At 33.6% G+C, this 21,790-nt stretch carries 12 protein-coding genes and 2 pseudogenes; 4 read left to right on the plus strand and 10 right to left on the minus strand.

The window, feature by feature from the left end:
* The 8 genes and pseudogenes from H0Z29_10160 to H0Z29_10195 form a co-directional block, all read right to left on the minus strand.
* Window positions 1–154: hypothetical protein (locus H0Z29_10160; GenBank protein MBO8131855.1), on the minus strand; the 154-nt coding region annotated here is incomplete at its 3' end.
* 733 nt (window positions 155–887) lie between these two features.
* Complete coding sequence (locus tag H0Z29_10165; protein ID MBO8131856.1) at window positions 888–2,516, minus strand: T9SS type A sorting domain-containing protein; 1,629 nt, start codon at window positions 2,514–2,516, stop codon at window positions 888–890.
* Window positions 2,517–2,544: 28 nt separating this feature from the next.
* Complete coding sequence (locus H0Z29_10170; GenBank protein MBO8131857.1) at window positions 2,545–3,834, minus strand: pectate lyase; 1,290 nt, start codon at window positions 3,832–3,834, stop codon at window positions 2,545–2,547.
* Window positions 3,835–4,823: 989 nt separating this feature from the next.
* A pseudogene (locus tag H0Z29_10175) lies at window positions 4,824–6,161 on the minus strand (DUF1593 domain-containing protein).
* Between the two features lie 114 nt (window positions 6,162–6,275).
* A complete protein-coding gene (locus tag H0Z29_10180; GenBank protein ID MBO8131858.1) occupies window positions 6,276–7,154 on the minus strand; it encodes a T9SS type A sorting domain-containing protein in 879 nt (292 codons plus the stop codon).
* A gap of 185 nt (window positions 7,155–7,339) precedes the next feature.
* Window positions 7,340–7,492: a hypothetical protein gene (locus tag H0Z29_10185; GenBank protein MBO8131859.1), complete on the minus strand. Its 153-nt coding sequence runs from the start codon at window positions 7,490–7,492 to the stop codon at window positions 7,340–7,342.
* Window positions 7,493–7,552: 60 nt separating this feature from the next.
* Complete coding sequence (locus H0Z29_10190) at window positions 7,553–8,977, minus strand: DUF1593 domain-containing protein (GenBank protein MBO8131860.1); 1,425 nt, start codon at window positions 8,975–8,977, stop codon at window positions 7,553–7,555.
* Window positions 8,978–9,030: 53 nt separating this feature from the next.
* Complete coding sequence (locus H0Z29_10195; GenBank protein ID MBO8131861.1) at window positions 9,031–11,415, minus strand: DUF5110 domain-containing protein; 2,385 nt, start codon at window positions 11,413–11,415, stop codon at window positions 9,031–9,033.
* Between the two features lie 942 nt (window positions 11,416–12,357).
* Here H0Z29_10195 and H0Z29_10200 point away from each other — a divergent pair.
* Window positions 12,358–15,165 carry a family 78 glycoside hydrolase catalytic domain gene (locus tag H0Z29_10200; GenBank protein ID MBO8131862.1) on the plus strand — a complete coding sequence of 936 codons (2,808 nt, stop codon included), beginning with the start codon at window positions 12,358–12,360 and terminating at the stop codon, window positions 15,163–15,165.
* Between the two features lie 79 nt (window positions 15,166–15,244).
* On the opposite strand, the pseudogene H0Z29_10205 reads toward H0Z29_10200, so the two are convergent.
* Window positions 15,245–15,469: pseudogene (locus H0Z29_10205) on the minus strand (transposase).
* 330 nt (window positions 15,470–15,799) lie between these two features.
* On the opposite strand from H0Z29_10205, the gene H0Z29_10210 reads away from it, so the two are divergent.
* From H0Z29_10210 to H0Z29_10220, 3 genes are all read left to right on the plus strand, one after another.
* Window positions 15,800–18,076 (plus strand): CotH kinase family protein, encoded by a 2,277-nt coding sequence (locus H0Z29_10210; GenBank protein ID MBO8131863.1) that lies wholly within the window; start codon window positions 15,800–15,802, stop codon window positions 18,074–18,076.
* A 649-nt stretch (window positions 18,077–18,725) separates the two neighbouring features.
* On the plus strand, window positions 18,726–19,883 hold the full coding sequence (locus H0Z29_10215; GenBank protein MBO8131864.1) for a glycosyltransferase family 4 protein: 1,158 nt from the start codon (window positions 18,726–18,728) through the stop codon (window positions 19,881–19,883).
* Window positions 19,852–20,832, plus strand: coding sequence for a glycosyltransferase (locus tag H0Z29_10220; protein MBO8131865.1), 981 nt, complete (start codon window positions 19,852–19,854; stop codon window positions 20,830–20,832). The genes H0Z29_10215 and H0Z29_10220 overlap by 32 nt, the downstream gene beginning before the upstream one ends.
* Here H0Z29_10220 and H0Z29_10225 read toward each other — a convergent pair.
* Entirely contained in the window at window positions 20,822–21,718 is an 897-nt protein-coding gene (locus tag H0Z29_10225; GenBank protein MBO8131866.1) for a DUF89 family protein, read from the minus strand. The two genes, H0Z29_10220 and H0Z29_10225, sit on opposite strands and share 11 nt — an antisense overlap.
* Window positions 21,719–21,790 lie beyond the last annotated feature (72 nt).

A 21,790-nucleotide genomic window follows, 5' to 3' on the forward strand; every position in this document is an offset into this window, starting at 1 on the left:
GATTATCATCAACACTACCATCATAGCTTAATACTCCGGACTCATTCTCTTGAATAGTAATGGTACTTGTACCAAATACAGTTTCAAATCCAGCAAAAATTGTCATTAACATAATAATGACAATTAAGCAATTAACCTTCTTAAACTTAATCATTTCATCACCCCCTCTTTAATATTATAAACAATTGTTACTATAAAAAATTAATATGAAAGATAACAGCAATTTTGAGTAAAAGGTTAAATATTTTCGTAAGTGGTATATGGTCTGTTAAATTTTATGTTAAAATTTTATAGTGAAATGAGGAAGATACCTCTGGTTAACTAATAAAGAGGAAGTATCCATAGCACCTAAGACTTTTAAGGAAATTCAATCCTTTAATGATTTTATTATGCAAGTATATTATAAGATTAGGCCAAGGTTAAGTGACATTCTTAAAAATGTTTAGATGGGGGAACTGATTAAGTAGAGAGATAGAATAATAGGAAAAAACCTTTTCAAAGTACACCCAGGATAAAGAAATGGTGTTATACAGTTAAGAAATGCATTGTAGCACATTTGGGAGATTTAACCGATGTTAGTATACACAGCATGAGATATGAAAAGGGAGATACGTATTGCAGCTCAAAGAGCCTCTTTGAGGAAGGAGTTTTCTCCGACATTTACGTAAATTTCTAAGGAGATAACCAGGCTGGATAGATAAAAAAGGTATATAAAATAAATGATTCTTTTCCTAAAAGGTATGAAAGCTTATAGTGAAATCTTTAATAAATCAAAATGTAAAACAAAACTAAACAGGGGGTAACTCTTATCTATGCTTTACAACTTCAACAGAGTTCTATTGCTTTTCCATTATAATTGACAAATTTTCGTCTCCTCTTATTTATATCTATTTTATCAACAACATCTTCTTTGATATTATATGACCAGGATATTCAAGCTTATAGACATAAATACCACTGCTTAGATTCTTCGCATCAAAATGAACTTCATGCTTCCCTGGTGATGCAACTCCATTAAACAGCTCAGCTACTTTATTTCCTCTTATATCATATATATCTAACTTAACATTAACCTTATATGGAACACTAAATTTAATCATCGTGGATGAGTTGAATGGATTTGGATAATTTTGAGATAGGCTAAATCCATTCACAAAATTAGATTCAGTATAATCTATCGCATTTCCATTCAAATACTCATCTTCACCTGCTAAATGACAAAGAAATACTTCAAGATTTGTATATCCTCCTGCTCCAATTTCATTTCTATCTAAAGGATCATTTGAATCAAGCCCATGCTCATCTTCCCAGTCATCTGCTATTCCGTCATGATCATTATCTGTATAAGGTGTCCCAGATTCCAACTCAGGCCATCCACCGACATCACTCGGTGAATCAATAATGCCATTATTACCGTACTTCGCTATCCCTTTCTTAACATCATCTATGATATCTTCATCTACTTTATCTCTCTTTGGTATAGTACACCCTGCTTTATCAAGAACCAGTTCATATGCTTCCTCTGCTGTCTGCTGATTTATTGGCATTGCATCCCATGGAGCATCCAGCTTAATATAATTACTACCCTTAACTCCCTTCCAGTTATCAGCAGTAATATCATCATGTCCGTAAAAATAATTATCACTGACATACCAGCTACCTTTATCATCTAATGACCTTGCACTCGGTTCAGCAATGTAAATTGCTGTCGAAGCGGGCCCTGGTTTAAAATAATTTGCAATCATATTGATAGTGCTAAACGTATGTTCCGGATCATTCGGTTGTTTAGCTTCTGCACCATAAATACTTTGATAACCCCAATTGTATAGTACATTGTTTCTAAAATCGTTATATCCACAACCAGAAGCCCATCGAGGATTTCGACTGTCATTATGTACTATTAGATTATGATGCCAGGTCCCATAGTTGTTCCCCCATATACCTCCAAAGCGATGTGAATCTGAACCATCTTTAGGACATGCCTCTGAGATAATACACCACTGCACGGTAGTTGAATCATTATGGTAAAGTGAAAAAACTTCATCAGTGCCCCAACTGACTGAAACATGATCAATAATTATATTCTTATGAGACCTTCCAGACAACGCATCTCTATCAGGATTGACTGAGGGATCATTTCTTACTCGTATATATCTTATAATCACATTATCTGCACCTATCGAAAGGCTACCCCTAATAGTTATTCCACCACCTGGTGCTGTTTGCCCAGCAATTGTAATATCATCATTACTTATTGTGAAATTGCCTTTTATTTCACCTGATACTTTGAATACTACAATTCTTGGTCCTGAAGCACTTATAGCTGCTCCAAAACTGCCAGAACCTGAACTATTGAGGTTTGTTACCTCATATACCTTGCCCCCACGACCCCCTGTCGCATATTTACCATATCCTTCAGCTGTAGGAAATGCCAGTTGGCGAGGTAAAAGAACACGGGTAGAAAACAAAATAAGAGTTGTGACTAATACAAACCTAATTAATAAAGTCGACTTCATATGCGTTTCCTCCTATAAATATATATTATTAATTACATCTTAAATACTCATCTTCACCTGCTAAATGACAAAGAAATACTTCAAGATTTGTATATCCTCCTGCTCCAATTTCATTTCTATCTAAAGGATCATTTGAATCAAGCCCATGCTCATCTTCCCAGTCATCTGCTATTCCGTCATGATCATTATCTGTATAAGGTGTCCCAGATTCCAACTCAGGCCATCCACCGACATCACTCGGTGAATCAATAATGCCATTATTACCGTACTTCGCTATCCCTTTCTTAACATCATCTATGATATCTTCATCTACTTTATCTCTCTTTGGTATAGTACACCCTGCTTTATCAAGAACCAGTTCATATGCTTCCTCTGCTGTCTGCTGATTTATTGGCATTGCATCCCATGGAGCATCCAGCTTAATATAATTACTACCCTTAACTCCCTTCCAGTTATCAGCAGTAATATCATCATGTCCGTAAAAATAATTATCACTGACATACCAGCTACCTTTATCATCTAATGACCTTGCACTCGGTTCAGCAATGTAAATTGCTGTCGAAGCGGGCCCTGGTTTAAAATAATTTGCAATCATATTGATAGTGCTAAACGTATGTTCCGGATCATTCGGTTGTTTAGCTTCTGCACCATAAATACTTTGATAACCCCAATTGTATAGTACATTGTTTCTAAAATCGTTATATCCACAACCAGAAGCCCATCGAGGATTTCGACTGTCATTATGTACTATTAGATTATGATGCCAGGTCCCATAGTTGTTCCCCCATATACCTCCAAAGCGATGTGAATCTGAACCATCTTTAGGACATGCCTCTGAGATAATACACCACTGCACGGTAGTTGAATCATTATGGTAAAGTGAAAAAACTTCATCAGTGCCCCAACTGACTGAAACATGATCAATAATTATATTCTTATGAGACCTTCCAGACAACGCATCTCTATCAGGATTGACTGAGGGATCATTTCTTACTCGTATATATCTTATAATCACATTATCTGCACCTATCGAAAGGCTACCCCTAATAGTTATTCCACCACCTGGTGCTGTTTGCCCAGCAATTGTAATATCATCATTACTTATTGTGAAATTGCCTTTTATTTCACCTGATACTTTGAATACTACAATTCTTGGTCCTGAAGCACTTATAGCTGCTCCAAAACTGCCAGAACCTGAACTATTGAGGTTTGTTACCTCATATACCTTGCCCCCACGACCCCCTGTCGCATATTTACCATATCCTTCAGCTGTAGGAAATGCCAGTTGGCGAGGATAAAGAATGCAGGTAGAAAACAAAATAAGAGTTGTGACTAATACAAATCTTATCAATAAAGTCGACTTCATATACATTTCCTCTTATTTATATCTATTTTATCAACAACACCTTCTTTAACTTTAAATAATAGCCCATCAACTCTACACCTATTACAATAGATAGTAGGCGATATAGAAAACACAGCAATTTAAATATAAACTAGAATATTCCTTATTCTCTTACCTAAACTCATATTACTCTAATCACATAGATCATCAGCATTACTACTTCTCATATTGTCCCAGTGAATTATCCACAGTGATTAATTTAACTAATATTCAAACGACTGAAATTGGGACTAAAGCTTTCATTAACTTCATACATATTTCATATATTTTAATAAACAACTAAATATATATGAAAAAAATTGATTCGACAAATATAAATAAATAAGCGGTTATTTTATTTAACCAGAGGCAAAGAAATATATATCTTCTGATGTGGGAAAACCTGTATAAATATACCCAACTTTTGTTTCAAGCTATATTCTAATAATATCTTATCAGTCGGACCCATTTTTACTTCCAAATATGGAATCTGAAAATAGATCTAAATAATAACTATAACAGACGCTTCAAAATGTGCACTATTTTCATAATTCTATCTTATATGTTGTTTTCTCTCCTAAATTTCACTTCACAAATATACTTTTCTTAATTAACATTATCATTCATTTTATAAGAATACATCTGGATATTCTGTATACTCCATTATATGAGACTCTAATGAAATATAATCCAGTACATAGATTAGAAGCATCCCAAACAACTGTATGTTCCCCTGATTCCAATTTCTTATGCAAAAGCTTTTCTTTTTCTTTTCCAGTGATATCAAAAACTTTAATACTTACCACATCTGTCTGTGGAACAAAAAATCTTATTTGTGCTTCGGCATTAAAAGGGTTTGGATAAATCGGATATAGCTTAAATTCCGAGGTAATTTTGCAATTTTGCCTGACTGCACTTTCTTTTGAAATGTTAAAAATTATCCGCTGATAAGAAGTAAGAGGAGGATTTCCATTATCTGTTACTTCAAGAATAATATGTATTTGCTTGCCCGGCTCATTAGGAACAATAAAGCTGGCATTGTTTTTCGAGTAAGGATTTTTAATAGTAACTTTAGTTACAGCATTGTCTGCATCATAATATTGCCACCAGTAAAATGTTAGACTATCTCCATCTGGATCTATTGTGGGTGATGCATCAAGGGTAACGGTTTCATTAGGTTTAACTGTTCTCACATTACTACCTACAAATTGGGCGATAGGCTGATGATTGGCTTCTTTATAATTCGAGGCTACACACCAATCCATCCGAGCTGCAAAATCATTTTGTGCTGGAATAATCCATCGCCAGTACATTTTATTGCGGTTACCATCATCATTAACATTTCCTTTATCAGTGACATGATTCGGTTTGTTGACTGGATCATCATATTCTGAACGGCCTCCCCAACCTCCAAGTGTATAATCTTTATAACTCTCGAGTCCATTATTAACTAAATGCAAAAATGATGGTGTATCTCCTTCACTAACATAAGACTGTGGATACAGAGCTCCCAATCGACCATGATTACGTTTTACATTTTCGTATAACCAAGAGCTTGACATATATTTTTGCTGTTCGGAAGGATTTTTACTATAACTACCAACGCTCTGGTAGTCCCAGACATTATCCCACCGATAAGCTTCGTTAATATATGCCTCTTTAACATTGTTCTCTATCCATTCACCACCTCCATCCTGATACCATATACAATAGATGCGTATTTTAGATACCGCATATTCAAACTGTTCCTTTGTGTACTCTCCAGAATATTTAAGTCTCCATAAAGCTGAAGCAACAGTATTGGCACCACCCCAGCAAGCTATATGTACAGGTCTGGTATCTTCGTCTAATAGTGTCTTAATAATCAATTGCTCTCCTGGAGTATTTTTTGTTTCCATATCAGGAGGGTCCTTATACAAATCATTAGGATTTTCATTCCCTACCCTTATTATACCCCGCAAATAGTCTGCATCAGGATAATCAGGATTATGTATACGCAAATTTGGTAAAATTTGTTCATAAGCATCTAATTCTCCTTCAATCCATTTTTCTTTACTGTGTCCCGTTTTTTGAAATTTAGAATTATTCTGAATTATACCAAATACATCAAAATCACAGGTATAAAGCAGGAAGCGTATCATTGAACTACGATCATCTATTTCCCCATCTGTAGTAACTATTATGCGAGGTTTAACATGCTGATCTGAAGCTATTAGAAAAATAACTTAAACAAAATAAAAATAAATACAATAAAACACCAATAAATGTTTATTAGATGTTTTCTTTTGTGCATCTCAAACTCCTCAATATTATTTCCTTCCATTTTTCTTTTAAACAATCTTAGACTTTAACTTTTAGTTTTATAAATTGTTATTTTATTTAATCAATAAACACTTTAAAGTTTTTATGAAATTTTCTGTACTCATTCGAATTATATATATTCCAGATGCCATATCCGAAGCCTCCCAAATTAGTGTATGTGTTCCTGAATTTATATTTCCATTTAATAAAGTCTTTATCAATCTTCCTTTGCTATCATATACAGAAATATTTACGTAACTGGCTTGAGAAATGGAAAACTTTATTCTTGTCTGTACATTAAATGGATTGGGATAAATGGAATATAATTTGAATTTTGACTGGCTAGTATCTTCAGATTTTACAATTGAAGTTGTATTACCAACATTGCCTGCACCAGCTACGACAATTGATTTTACATCTTCAACAGAATCCATTTCGTATGTGTAGGGAGGATCAAATACAGGGAAAGAATTTTTAACAAAAGTTGGTTGCGAACAGTTCACAAACATTAAATTATTCCATCCTATCTCCCCATTCTTTTTGCTAACACCTCCATAATCTGCCCATGCATCATTTATCTTTTCAAAATAGCAACTTTCTACTCTTATATGACATTCAACTCTCAATCCAATACAATAATCATTACCAATACTGTTATAATAACAATTATAAATGTGAACTTGGCCATATCTGACTCTCGGCATTCTACCTTTGATGTTATTAGAATACCAATTATGATGTAAAGTTACGCGTAACTTACCTCTATCAGAGGTTCGATCATCTCTATTACCAATCCGATGGGCAAAATTATGAGAACCAGTAGAGGTAAAATAAAATTTACACCATGAAATCGTTACATAGTCATCACCCCTCACTACAGAAAGAAGTTCATCCGAACTGTTGTAAAATGTACATTTAGTTATAAATACCTTTTGTGCACCTGACACTTCCATATCATCAGAACCTGATGGACCAAAGGTGAGTCCTTGAAAAATATAGTTTGAACCTCTAACTCCGACAACACCACCATAAAGTCCTGAATTTGAGTCAAAACCAATTATAGTTTTATTAGAACCGATTATAATATCTCCTATATTAAGTCTTCCTTTTACTATTACAATTCTAGGATTATCATCTTTTACAGCTGATTCAAAATCAGAAACCCGCCACCTGCACCCCCAGTTGTACCTGCGTATCTAGCGTAACCATCAGGAACGGCAATTGTTTGTGCATTTGTCGAAAACGTAACTATTAACAAAATAGTAGATAAAGTTAACCTTTTGTAAACCATATCTTCTCATTCCATCATTATTTTAATCTTAATTAATAACCTCAATCGTATATTAAATCCCTAAGGTTTCACGTCAACAATCACTCGTTTATAACGGGTAAGTGGAGGTTTACCTGTATCGGTTATTTCCAAAATGATATGCATTGTACCGTAGGAAAAAACTCGCTTTGTTGGTACATAGAACCAGGCGTTGGCTTTATCGGCATTTTCTATTTTCACAGGTTGGCCGGTGCGAGCACTCGATGTGGTAAATGTGCCTACCTCACCATAATAAAACCAATTGTATCGCAAAGAATCCCCATCTGGGTCTGATGCTTTTGCACTGAGTTCTACTTTCTCTCCCAATTTTGCTTTTATTCTTTCAGGACATGTTAATTGTATAACCGGCGGATGATTAGCTTCTTCGTAAGGTTTAATCGTCCAGTCCATTCTTGCGGCAAAGTCGTTCTGATAAGCTTCTCTCCAGCGCCATATTGTCTCATGGTTACCAGTATGCCATTTCCCATCTACACCAAGCACTTCATCCTCAGCATCAGTCCAGAATGGGCGAGTTTCTGGCTCCAAAAACCATTTCCTCATTCTTGGTGTATAAAATTCATAACGACCACCCCAGCTTCCCCAATCTGGGTGTTCAGGATTACCAAGGCCATTATTTATCAAATAAAGAAATGTCGGCGAATCTCCTTCCATCAAATATTTTACTTTAGGATATTGAGCTCCAAGCGGACCTTTGCTACGAATATGTTCATCCAGCCAAGGATTATCTACAAGACTGAAATCCGCTCCCACAAACCTGCCGTGGAAATTATCACCACTAATTCCACTCCATGTGGCATAATGATAGGCACCACCAGCATGAAATCCAGGACTGGCAATGTAGAAAAGGTCTGGAAACGTCTTCCTTATCCAGGGGCCACTATCATCCTGATCAGAAATTGTATATACACGCAGTTTTTTTACAAATTTTTCTACCTCCTCCTTCGAACGAGTATGGCTTACTTTCCAAAGAGCCTGCGCCAGACAGTTTGGACCACCCCATACCAGTACCCAAACAGGACGGGGATCATCACGATCGACGACCTCAATAATCATTTCTGAGCCCGGGGAATCCATACCTTCACCTACGGCACGCATACCATATTCTGGTTTCCCTTCTCGTATAATAGATAATAAATATTCTGCCTTTGGGAAACCAGACTCATGCTTAAGCAAATTGTCTCTAACTTTGCCATAAGCCTTTACAATTTCCCGAATCCGCCACGCAGCAGTCTTATTTTTTTGATGGATTGAAGTTGTAGCAATCAAAGCCTCAACATCCCACATATTAGAATATACTAAAAAACGTACCATCGACATGGCGTCGTCGGGTTCGTTCTCTATATCTGTAAGAACGATTACCCGCGGTTTGGTATAGGTTTCAGCCATTAAAAAACTACTACAATACAACAGTAGTATCAAACTAATTAGTAATAAATTACTTTTCATAACAATGCCCCTTCTTTTTTAAATTCATCACTAAAATATCTTCCTTATTATCGCTACATTTTTATAACAATCCTTTTACCCTCATATACAACAACTCTATCTGGTTCAGTCGTAATTTCAACTCCAACACCCCTTCCTCTGTCAACAAGCACAATATAGAAAGTTCTTTTCTTCAGCATTCCAGGGAAATACCCTTTTATTGGCTCTATAGTCAATTGTCTATTTTCATCATCCCATTTGAATTCTATTATACAATAGACTCCTTTCTCATAATTGTAATTATCACATTCATCTTCATAAAGTTTGAAATTGCCATCGTAACCAGGATATATTCTAATTTCCAATGGATCCGATGATTCTGTAGCATATTGAATAAACGGTCCCATAGGCACAATAGAACCTGCTTTAACAAATATCGGAATCTCATCAATAGGAGTAGGGACTTGCAATGTTTGACCACCGGAATATCTCTTACCTGTCCAGAAATTATACCATTTTTCACCTACTGGAAGATACACATACCGATAAGAAGCCTTAGGTTCTGTCACTGGACAAACCATAATAGCCTGCCCAAACATGAATTGATCAGCAATATTATAAACATGTGTATCATTCATAAAATCCATTACCAGAGCTCGCATTAATGTGTATCCCTCGCTAGTCACTTTCCACGCCTGAGAGTAAATGTACGGCATAAGACGATATCTTAAATTGTCAAATTTTACTAACGCTTCATAAACCCAATGACCAGGTTCACCAAACCTCCAAATTTCTCTGGGAATATCCGTTCCATGCGCTCGAAATATTGGACAAAAAGCCCCATATTGGAACCAACGCACATAGAGTTCCTTATAATTATCATCCTCTACTCCTCCATCAAACTCACCATTACGGAACCACGCACCACGTCCCAGCTTACCGACTTCAGACGATTGGACAAAGAAACCACCAATATCTGTCGTCCAGTATGGTAATCCAGATAAGCAAAAATTTAATCCTGCAGGTATTTGATTCCTGAACACCTTCCAACTGGCAACAATGTCACCAGACCAGGTAATTGTAGCATATTTCTGCTGCCCAGCGAAAGCAGAACGCGTCAGGTTCACTACCCTTTTTTTATCTGTTGTTTTACGTTGATTTTCATAAATACCTTTCGAATGCATGAGTGAATAAGCGTTCAAATAACGTGCCCCAGATCCAATAGCTGGTTTCATTTTCTCTTTGAAAGCATCATAGTTAAAATCCCAGCCATCGAGTTCGGGTTCTGTGGCATCAGACCACCAGGCATCGATTCCTTTTGAAAACAATCCCTCATAAGCTTGTTCCCAAAACAGTGCTCTAGCATCAGGATTAAAAGCATCATAAAAAGGACTGCCTACAGTATCGTATAAAAACCCTTTATATTTAATCATCTGTTTATAATCAACACTTCTAAAAGATATTTTTGGCCAGATAGAAATCATCATTTTAACATTATACAAGTTATGAAGGGTATCCATCATAGCTTCTGGATCTGGAAATCGCTCTTTGTTGAATCGTTTTTCTCCCCAGTGCCCATCATCCCAATATTGCCAATCCAGCACAATACCATCCAATGGAATCCTTCTTTTTCTATATTCCCGAACAACATTTATTATTTCATCCTGAGTTTTATAGCGTTCTTTCGACTGTAAATAGCCATATGCCCATTTAGGAAATAAAGGGACGTGGCCAGTTAGTTCACGATAGTGATTAATAACTGTATCTGGTTCAGGTCCATAAATGAAGAAGTAATGGATTGCATCACCGACTTCAGACCACAAATAAGATTCATAAGGAGAATCATTAAATCTTGTATATGAATAATTATCCCACAGAATCCCATAACCTTTCGTAGATATTAAAAAAGGAACAACAGCTCTTTTATTATGCTGAAACAATTCAGCATAATGTCCCCGCCAGTTGAAAACCCCCTCTTGATGTTGTCCTAATCCATATAAAGCTTCATTATCTACCCACTCAAAAAATTGTTTAATGCTAAAAGTTTTTTCACCTTCAACTTCAACAGGAATAATCAGCCTTGATCCTTCTCGAAAAACAATTTCACTTTTTAAATCTTTAACAGTTATTCTACCACTGAATCGGTTGATTTCAACTTTAAGTTTCCTAGTCATCAAATAGATAAGATTTTTATTTTTACGAATCTGGAATTTAACCTCCTTCAATGGTTTCTTTGGTACAATCAAGCTGGTTGGACGGCATCCGGAATCAGTAGGCGAAGCAACAATTTCAATAACATCTTCATCCCAAAATTGCACATTTACATACTGGACACCTGATATTTCAGAGTTTTTTGGCTCTATCATAATTCCATTATTTATTTCTTCATAAGTTTGACCTATTGTTAAACTTATCAATATTAACATAATTAATAATATAAATCCCCTTTTGAATGTCATAAGATCTCCTATCATTAATTATACTAATTTCCACATAGCATTGCTAACAAAAATTCATTCCGTCTTATTCATCAATCAAAATGCTTCCATAGAATCATTAAGCAACTCCTTATCATAAATATTACTATCATCCAGATGATAATCCCCTCACTAACCTCAGCAATGGAATATTTTCATCCAATTTAGAATGTTAAAATCGTAGTGAAAATTATTCCTCATTCAAACAAAATATTCAACAATTAAGAATTTTTGTCCATTAAAAAGTTATTACAAAATATTTTTTCATATATTACTTTAATAAATTCTGAGAAATGACAAAGTTGAGTTTAGTTAAAAAATCGAAAAATCCATTCAAAATAAGAAACTTCAATTCTTATTAATATACAAATTCCATTTTATAACAAGCAACATATCATTTTCAAATATTTGAAGATAAATATTTAATCTAACATATTAAAAATACACACCTCAAAAAATATTGGTATGTTTTATAATGAAAAACAAATTAAGAAATACCTATTTGTACAGTTCAAAGAACAAAATAAGAAATATCTTTCAAAAAATTGAAAAATAGGGAAAATAATTTCTTTGCGTATCTGTGTTTTTTGGATACATAGTCTTAAGGAAACCTGTACAAACGAGGTTAATCACTACAGATAAAATTAATTTGACACTATAGCAATTTCTCTACATCTTCTTTTCCCTTTAAGATACCAAAACAATAGAAAATTATATGATTAATTATGACATTACAAAGTTCAATAATCATTTATTCTTCCTGAGGGAAAAAATAGAAACCTATTGTCATAATTAATTATTTTCCTAAATTTGCTTATGAAATGAAATCACGGGATATTTTGTACTATGTAATTTTCTTTCATTAATAATTTAATTTTATACAAAAGTTATTGCTAATTGTAACTAAGAAGAGGAGGTGAGACTATGATAACATGCTTAAAAAAATTTAAATATGTATCAATACTTTCTATAATCACTTTAGTTTTTAATTACAATTCGTTACATGCCAAAGAAATAGTAATTAATAATTTGCGGACAGAATATCTTAAGAATCCTATAGGAATCGATGTATCTCAACCAAGGTTGAGCTGGCAAGCGGAAAACCCAGGATATAATCTAAAACAGGTAGCTTACCAAATATTAGCTGCAAATAGTTTAGAATATTTGACTGAAGAAAAAAATTTAATGTGGAATACCGGCAAAGTAGAAAGCGAACAATCGATTCATGTAAAGTACAAAGGGAAAAAATTACAACCATGCCAAAGAGTATACTGGAAAGTAAGAATTTGGGACAATGAGGGAAATATATCTAATTGGAGTGAGCCAGCTTTTTTCGAAACTGGTTTGATGAATCATAAAAACTGGAAAGCAAAATGGATTACTCATCCGTATCCTGAAAAAGTAAACGATTACAATCCTTGTCCATATTTCAGAAAAAAGTTTAGAATAAATAAAAAAATTAAATCAGCCAGACTATATATCTCAGCCCTTGGATTATACCAGGCTTTTATAAATGGGCAAAAAGTCTCTGATGATTTATTTGCCCCAGGATGGACAAACTACAAAAAAAGAGTTCAATATCAAACATATGATGTAACTGATCTTCTAAAAAAGGGGAATAACGTCATAGCTGTAATACTTGGAGATGGCTGGTATAGAGGTCCAATAACCTGGCAATTTATACGTAATTTCTACGGAAAGCATCTTGCATTAATTTCACAACTTCATATTATATACACAGATGGAACAAGTGATACAATAGTATCTGATAAAAGCTGGAAAACAGCTCGCGGTGGTATAGTAAGGTCCGAAATTTATTTCGGAGAAATTTTTGATTTTAATAAAGAACCAAAAGGATGGAAATATCCAGAATTCAATGATAGAAAATGGAAAAATGCAAAAATATTGAAACATCCTAAAGATATTCTTATTTATACCGAATCTCCATTACCCAGAGTTACCAAAACGCTCAATCCTCAAAAAGAATGGATAGGTCCAAATAATGAAGTAATTTTCGACCTAGGACAAAACATGACCGGTTGGGTAGAAATAACAATAAAAGGTAAAAAAGGTAAAGAAATCTACTTAAAACATGCAGAAGTTCTAAATAAAGATAGTTCATTATACGTTAGAAATCTTAGAAAAGCAAAACAGGAAGACCATTATATTTTTGCTTCGAACGATACAGTAACAATTAAACCACATTTTACTTTTCATGGATTTAGATACGTTGCAGTCCATAATTGTAAACCGGAAAATATAATATCAATAAAGGGAGAAGTAATACATTCTGATCTTGAAATTACTGGTTCATTTTCATGCTCAGATTCTCTTATAAACAGACTACAAAAAAATATAGTATGGAGCCAGAGAGGTAATTTTCTTGATGTCCCAACCGATTGTCCACAAAGAGATGAGAGACTTGGATGGACTGGTGATGCACAGGTCTTCTGCCCAACTGCGTCTTTCAATATGAATACAGCAACTTTTTATAGCAAATGGCTCAAAGATTTTCTTTGTGATCAAACACCTGAGGGAAAAGTACCGTGGGTAATACCAAATGTGATTATAAATGGAGGAGGTACTGGTTGGTCAGATGGTACAGCTTCTACAGGATGGTCAGATGCAATAGTTACTATACCATATAACATTTACCTCAGATATGGTGATACCACTATATTAAAAACAATGTATGACGGTATGAAAAAATGGTGCGAATATATGATAAGTGAAAGCAAGAAAAATAACTATATTTACAAAACAGGATTTCACTTTGGCGACTGGCTTGCTTTTTCAGAATACTATTCTTATAGGTATCGTGCTCCAGATTATGGATATGCTGGAGCACATACGGATAAAGATCTTATAGCAACCGCCTACATGTACCATTCAACAAATTTATTAAAGAAAATGGCAGAAGTTTTAAATATAAAACAGGATGTAATTAGATACGATACAGTTACCAAAAAGATAAAAGAAGCTTTTATTAAAGAATTTATAACTCCAACAGGGAGAATTGTCTCAAATACTCAAACCGCTTACTCAATGGCTTTAATGTTTGGTTTAGTCCCTGAAAAATTTATAGATACTGCCGCAGCAAGATTATCAGCTGATGTTAAACATTTTGGTCATATTACCACAGGCTTCTTGGGTACTCCATTAATTATGCACGCTCTAACCGATTATAATTACACTTCACTGGCATATATGCTACTAATGAACAAACGATACCCCTCATGGCTTTACCCTGTTACTATGGGTGCAACAACTATATGGGAAAGATGGGATGGAATTAAACCTGATGGAAGTTATCAAACTCCCGGAATGAATTCTTTCAATCACTATGCATACGGAGCAATAGGAGATTGGCTCTACTCCAAAGTTGCAGGTATAAATCCTGACATTTCTATGCCAGGATATAAGAAAATAATTATATATCCCCATGTCAACGATACTCTTAAATTTGTCACCGCAATCTATAACAGTATGTATGGGAAAATATCTTCTTCATGGAAATTCGAAAACGATGAATTAAATATAGAAGTTGATATACCATTTAATACTGTTGCTACAATCATATTACCGTGCAATGATCCAAATTCAATTAATATAATTCCTGCAAATATCATAACTAAAGATAAAATAATAGTAAAAGATAATAGAATCCATATTAATACAGGTTCGGGCAAGTATATCTTTAAAATACCAAAAAATATGGTCATTATGAATTAAAAAGGGCAAGTCAAAAAAATCCACCCTCCTTAACACCAAGCATGCAGTGTAACCGTAATGGAACGTAGTGGGATGAAGGTTACACTGCATCACAAACCTCCAGTTTCATATTTGATATTTCGTCAATTTTGCTATCCCCAATATTCAAATACCTTCTTCCACTTTGCCAATACTCACTATACTCCATACATATCACCCCTACTAACCTTAAACAGGATTTATCATTAGGAAATATCCTAACAACTCTCGTTCCCCTCTTTATCTCCTGGTTTAATCTCTCTAACATATTTGTACTTTTCATTTCTCAAAGAGATCCTTCGGACTTATACGATCCTTCTCACTTATTCCATATACTCCAAAACAATAATCTCTGTGCTTCACTAAATTGATCTTGTCTTGTTTCCTTTGTCATACCTCCCTCCTTTCTTTCTTTTTAATATCTTTATTATCAAAAAAGAAATTTATTATTTTTTCCCCCAGTGTTATTAAATTAAAAATGATATTGATTGAGTGAGGAAGGTGAAATGCTATTATATTTATTTCACAAATGAATCAAGAAGTGTTTAATGGGCTTGCAAAGATAAATAATTATGAAATTGACTAATAGACTAAAAATTCATTCATTGAGGGATTAATGAAAAAGAAAATTTTACTAATTCTCCTGTTCTTTTTATTGCCAAGCATGATTTCTGCTATTGATAAACCTGAGTTTTCTCACCACCGAGATTTCTATTCGGAGCCCTTCTATTTAACTTTAAGTTCGGATAGCGGAACTATTATATATACTTTAGATTGCTCAAAGCCATCATATAATAATGGATACATTTATTCCAACCCCATAAAAATATCAAGAACCACTATAGTTCGTGCAATAGCCTGTATTGATGAAAATCACTGTTCAGATGTAAGAACTCATTCTTTTATCTTTCTTGACGATGTAATTCATCAAGATAATAGTGGAGTTCCAAAACCTGAGCATAAGAGGGATCATGTTTACTGGACAGAAGAATTTGATATGTCCGATGTCAATGTATCAGAAGAAGAGATAAAAGAAGCTTTATTGGATATTCCTACAATTTCCATTGCTGCTCCATATGATTCTTTATTTGGAGTTGCTGGAATCCTACGCGGACAGAATTTAATGGATGGGAAAAGTGAAAAAGCGGGAGATCCCAACGATCCAAACTGGCACGAGATTATTGAGTGTTCTGTTGAAATGATTTATCCTGAAAATAAAAAATTTGGAAAGTACAAAGACTGGCAGGAAAATGCTGGGATCAAAATTCAGGGTGGAGGCGGTAGGTGGTATAATGGATATTATGATCATAAACAATCTTTCACGCTTGAATTCAAGAAATATTATGGCGAAGGCACATTGAAAAATGATATATTCAAAGCTGCTCCATTTAATAGAGAGACTTCCCCTGGTGAATTTGATAAAATAATTTTGAGAGCAGGCCATAATAAAAGCTGGGGAGCTGATTGGGACAGAGAAAATACTGTATATACACGAGATCAGTTCGGTCGTGACTTACAAATACTGATGTCTGGATGGGGCAGTCACGGTACTTTTGTACATCTTTATTTAAACGGGAAATATTGGGGTCTTTACAATCCCTGTGAAAGAATGGATGATAACCAGCTGGCAATCTATTTTGGTGGCGATAATAAAGATTATTATTATGGAAAAGGTAAAGATGGGGATATGGCTGGAAATGATGATAGATACGATTATCTGTGTAGAACAGATTGGACAAAAAGACGACTCTCTAAATTAGCCGAGTATCTTGCTATAGATGAGTATATAGATCTTTGTCTTTTATATTGCTATGCTAATGCAGGTGATAGCCCGCAATATTATTATGGAAATCGAAATGAACCGCCAGGTCCTGTATATTTCACTGCTTGGGATATTGAAGATAGCTTTGGAGGGGGATCTAAGAGGTCAGGTCCACCAGAAGCAATCGAAAAAATGAAAGAAAAGAATCGTCTTACTGGCGACAAGTTCAAACTCTATTTCAATGTTAGGAACAATATAGACTTTAAAATGAAATTTGCTGACAGGGCTTATAAACATTGCTATAATAATGGAATACTGACTGATGAAAATGTCATAGCTGTTTGGGATTCATTGTGCCGCTTCATTGAAAAAGCAATTTTATGTGAAATAGCACGATGGGGTGATGAACGTGGAAAAGTTTATGATTATGATCACTGGCATAAAGAATGGGAAGATGTTAGAAATGATTTGCGCGGTAGAGCTGATAAATTAATTAAAGAGTTAAAATCTGTAGGAATGTATCCATCAGTACAGCCTCCGATTTTTAAGCATGGCGATGATATTATTATGGATAAAGTAATTTATACAGATTCGGATTTCCAGCTGACTATTGAACGAGCTGGGGATTCAGATACTATTTACTACACTACTGATGGAACCGATCCGAGAACATGGGATTTGACTGCAAGTGTTTCTCAAACGGCTATAAAAGTTGATTCTCCTAAAGAAATTATCACTATAAACGGTTCAGGAATTATCAAAGCACGAAGCAAAAAGGGTAAAATATGGAGCCCATTGCATGAATTGGCAATCAATCCGGAATCTCTTAATGGCTTAAAAGAAGATGAACAAATTGAAAATGCAATAAAAAGTTTTAAGCTTTATCAAAACTATCCCAATCCATTTAATGCCACAACAAGAATTGGCTTATATCTTTCAAAGGAAACACATGTGCGATTGGAAGTATTTAATCTTTTGGGAGAAAAAGTAGCTGTTTTGCTGGATGATGTTAAACAAGCGGGTACATACTCTATAGTATTCAACGGCTCCGATTTACCGTCAGGAATGTATATATATCAATTGAGATGTGGAAATAAGAATCTTTATCGAAAAATGCTATTACTAAGATGATGTGGGTAAAAGTAAAAAATATATGTGAAAGAAAAGAGATGATACATAAATACGAAGCATTCAGAAGTGTACATCTTTATGATAATCGAAATGTGATGTTCCTGCTCCCATCTATTCTATACCAAAGTAAGGGTTCCTATAATACGGATATAATGTTAAGAATATTAGCTAAACAATCAGTGAATAATTGATATACTTTCTTTGTTAACGATAAGACAAAGATAGTTTTTGTTAAGAATGTGAGAGAAGAATTTTGATAAATGCACTATTAAAATTTAATAATCAATTGGCATATTCCAATTATAGGTTATTTATTCGTGTGCTATGCATTTTATGATTGTTTCTTTTTTATCCCAATCCATTCAATTCTGTAACTAAAATAAAATTTATAAATGTATATTGATTAAATAATGAATCATTAAGTCAAATCAAAAATGTTGTGTAAATTCACCCTCCTTAACACCAAGCATGCAGTGTAACCGTAATAGAACGTAGTGGAATGAATGTTACACTGCATTACAAACCTCCAGCTTCATATTCGATATACATAAGAATGATGTTCTTAATAAATCCTTTTCCAAATTCCCAAGATGATTCATAAATTTGCTCGATTTTTATTACATAAGTTAACTATAAAGCAATCAAGAATATGAATAATAAAAGCTTAAATATCCTATTTTTAAACTCCGTCAAGGTCAATACTTTTGGTGGTGTTGAAAGGTGGATGTTGAATTTAGGAAAAGGACTTTATGAAAGAGGACACAAAATATATTACGCTGCCAAGAAAGGCTCCATATTTATCAATACTTGTAGAAGTATAGGTTTCCCAGTATTTAAAAATAAATTTGGAATAGATTATAGCATTATAAATAGTTACAGATTATCAAAAATTTTAAGAAAATATGACATAGATATTGTAATAAATCATCACAACAAAGATATAAAAATTGCTAGAATGGCGAGTCTAATCGTAAATAAGAAAATAGTAAACATTAAAAGAGCAGGATCTATTGGCGATGTAAAAAATACTTTAGAAAATAAACTGATATATAAAAGATTTGTGGATGGTATAATAACACCAACTTATGATATAAAATATAAATTACTAAAATACGGCTGGTTAGATAAGGATTTAATTCATGTAATAAAAAACGGTGTTATTATACCTAATTTAGAAGGTCTAAACATCAAAAATATAAAGAACTCATTGAAAGTAGCAGATGAAAGCAGAGTCATAGGATCATTTGGTAGATTAGTAGAGCAAAAACAATTCGATAAATTTTTATTTGTTTCGAAACTAATAAAACAAAAAATAGATAATGTAAAGTTTATCATCGTAGGGGAAGGACATTTAAAAGATGAGATAATAAATATTTCAAAGGAAATAGGAATATTTAACGATTTGATTCTGCTAGACTTCCAAGCGGACCCAATATCTATTTACGCAATTTGTGATATTATTGTCATGACTTCCAGGAGTGAAGGATATCCAAATGTATTATTAGAAGCAATGTCTGTTGGTAAACCAGTAGTTGCATTTGGTGTCGGAGGTATTAAAGAACTTATCAAAAATGGTGATAATGGTTATATTATCGATCCTTTCGATTGTGAAAAAATGGCTGAAATATGTATTGAACTTCTTAGGAATGAAGAAAAGGTAGAGGAAATTGGCAGTAGAGCAAAAAAATATGTGGAAAATAATAATTCTATTAAAACAATGATAGATAAGACTGAAGAATATATCATTCAATTATACAATAAAAAGTTTATACGAAATGAGACATTTAAAAATTCTTTTTATAGGTAGAAGCAAAAATTTACCAAGTACTAGGATTAGAATAACAAATCTTTTACACATTTTAAAGAAAAGAGGCATAAAATACGATTTTATCATCCTTCCAAAGTCGATTAAAGATCGAATAAGATTATTTAGCAAATGTAAAAAGTATGATATAATTTTTTTGCAAAAGAAAACATTAGAATTCCCAGAATTTTTCTTATTGCGATTAAACAGTAAAAAACTTATCTTCGATTTTGATGATTCAATCTTTACAACTTTAGATAGACCTTTCAATTTTAATAGAAAATGCTTCCGAAAATTCAAAAAAGTCATAAAATACTCAGATTTAGTAATAGCTGGTAATGATTATTTAGCTAAAATAGCAAAAAAATTTAACCCTAATGTAGTAATTTTACCATCAGCTGTACCAATCAAACCAATTTATCAAAACCACTTTCATAATAAAACCACAATAATTGGATGGATAGGTAGTAAGTATAATATACATTATCTAAATATAGTAAAAGATGTTTTAGTTTCAATTCATAACCAAGCAAAATTTGAATTTAGAGTTATTTCTGATAGACCATACAAAATTGATAAAATTCCATGTAAATTCATAGAGTGGAGACTAGAAACACAGGAAGAAGAAATTTCAAAATTTGATATAGGAATAAATCCACTACCAGACGATCCATGGACCAGAGGTAAATGTGCCTATAAGGTATTACAATATATGTCAATGGCAAAACCTTTTGTCGCTTCGGCCGTAGGTATGAATGTGTTACTATCATGTAATAACACCGCCGGTTTCGTTGCAAAAAATAGTAAAGAATTCAAAAAATATCTTTTGCTATTGTTAAAAGATAAAGACCTGCGAATAAAAATGGGATTAAAGGGTTATGAGATAGCCCAAGATTATTCTATCGAAAAAATTGGTAATAAACTAGCTGATATATTATCGGCTAATTCTTAAAACCAAATTTTTTGCTTTTACACAATATTATATCACCAACTTCACAACCAAGATGATTGGCAATCACTTTGCATTTCGCCATGAGCATAAAAAATATTGGATAGGGTTCTTCGTTTAAAGACTCAAAATTGCCCTGCCCCTTGGCTATTACTAAATCAGATGATTTTACAATTTCTACAAAATCCCTCTTACACTGTGAAAGTATTGTCCCTTGAATGTCTGATCCAGAAGACACAATATTAGCCACATTATCAATCCCACTTTTTACAGCATCTTCATCTACAGCATCATTCACGATTGGTTTTTCTTTCACGGCATAGAAAATCTTAACCCTTTTATTCTCATTTTTTATCTCTTCAATTAAAATTCTGTCAAATACTGTCTCTCCAGCATTATCACCAATATAAAGCAATCTCTCTGATTTCATTACACGTTGTTTAAAAATTTCATAATCAAATTTAGTTTTACACTTTTTCAAAGGTAATTCTTTACCATTTAAAAGCGTATCCAATTCTCTTTCAATTTCATCTTCCGTTTTTGCTCCATAATCTATAACATTGCCATATATGGCTAGCTCAACTGCTTTAAGAAGTTTATCATCTGCTTCTTCCACAATTTCCTTTAACTGATCATAATGTTTTAGAGCAAATTTAATACTCTTTTCTCTTATTTCACGGTAAGGATCGTGATTTCCTGTATAACCATTAACTATCGAATGAATAATCTTACCCATCTCTGGAGGTAAAATATTCAAATTCGTATTCTGAATTTCTTTTGATAGCTTTTTAATTACTTCCAAAATTTGCAGATCTGTTAATCCCGATAGTCTACCCGCTTCAATTGCCTGTCTGAAAAAACATGGGAAACAATCAACTTTCGCTTTCATATATCACCTCTGTACTTACTTAAAAATAGCCTGAAATTTAATAATTTATTAAACATTTATCTCAAGAAATAC

Source organism: Candidatus Neomarinimicrobiota bacterium, assembly GCA_017656425.1.
In the GTDB taxonomy this organism is placed as follows: Bacteria; Fidelibacterota; UBA2242; order UBA2242; family B5-G15; genus JACDNV01.

What these genes read in the sequence shown, in the direction of transcription:
- H0Z29_10165 (MBO8131856.1), bottom strand. Translation starts at nt 2,516, where the DNA reads ATGAAGTCGACTTTATTAATTAGGTTTGTATTAGTCACAACTCTTATT.
- H0Z29_10180 (MBO8131858.1), bottom strand. Translation starts at nt 7,154, where the DNA reads ATGGAAGTGTCAGGTGCACAAAAGGTATTTATAACTAAATGTACATTT.
- H0Z29_10185 (MBO8131859.1), bottom strand. Translation starts at nt 7,492, where the DNA reads ATGGTTTACAAAAGGTTAACTTTATCTACTATTTTGTTAATAGTTACG.
- H0Z29_10190 (MBO8131860.1), bottom strand. Translation starts at nt 8,977, where the DNA reads ATGAAAAGTAATTTATTACTAATTAGTTTGATACTACTGTTGTATTGT.
- H0Z29_10195 (MBO8131861.1), bottom strand. Translation starts at nt 11,415, where the DNA reads ATGACATTCAAAAGGGGATTTATATTATTAATTATGTTAATATTGATA.
- H0Z29_10200 (MBO8131862.1), top strand. Translation starts at nt 12,358, where the DNA reads ATGATAACATGCTTAAAAAAATTTAAATATGTATCAATACTTTCTATA.
- H0Z29_10210 (MBO8131863.1), top strand. Translation starts at nt 15,800, where the DNA reads ATGAAAAAGAAAATTTTACTAATTCTCCTGTTCTTTTTATTGCCAAGC.
- H0Z29_10215 (MBO8131864.1), top strand. Translation starts at nt 18,726, where the DNA reads ATGAATAATAAAAGCTTAAATATCCTATTTTTAAACTCCGTCAAGGTC.
- H0Z29_10220 (MBO8131865.1), top strand. Translation starts at nt 19,852, where the DNA reads ATGAGACATTTAAAAATTCTTTTTATAGGTAGAAGCAAAAATTTACCA.
- H0Z29_10225 (MBO8131866.1), bottom strand. Translation starts at nt 21,718, where the DNA reads ATGAAAGCGAAAGTTGATTGTTTCCCATGTTTTTTCAGACAGGCAATT.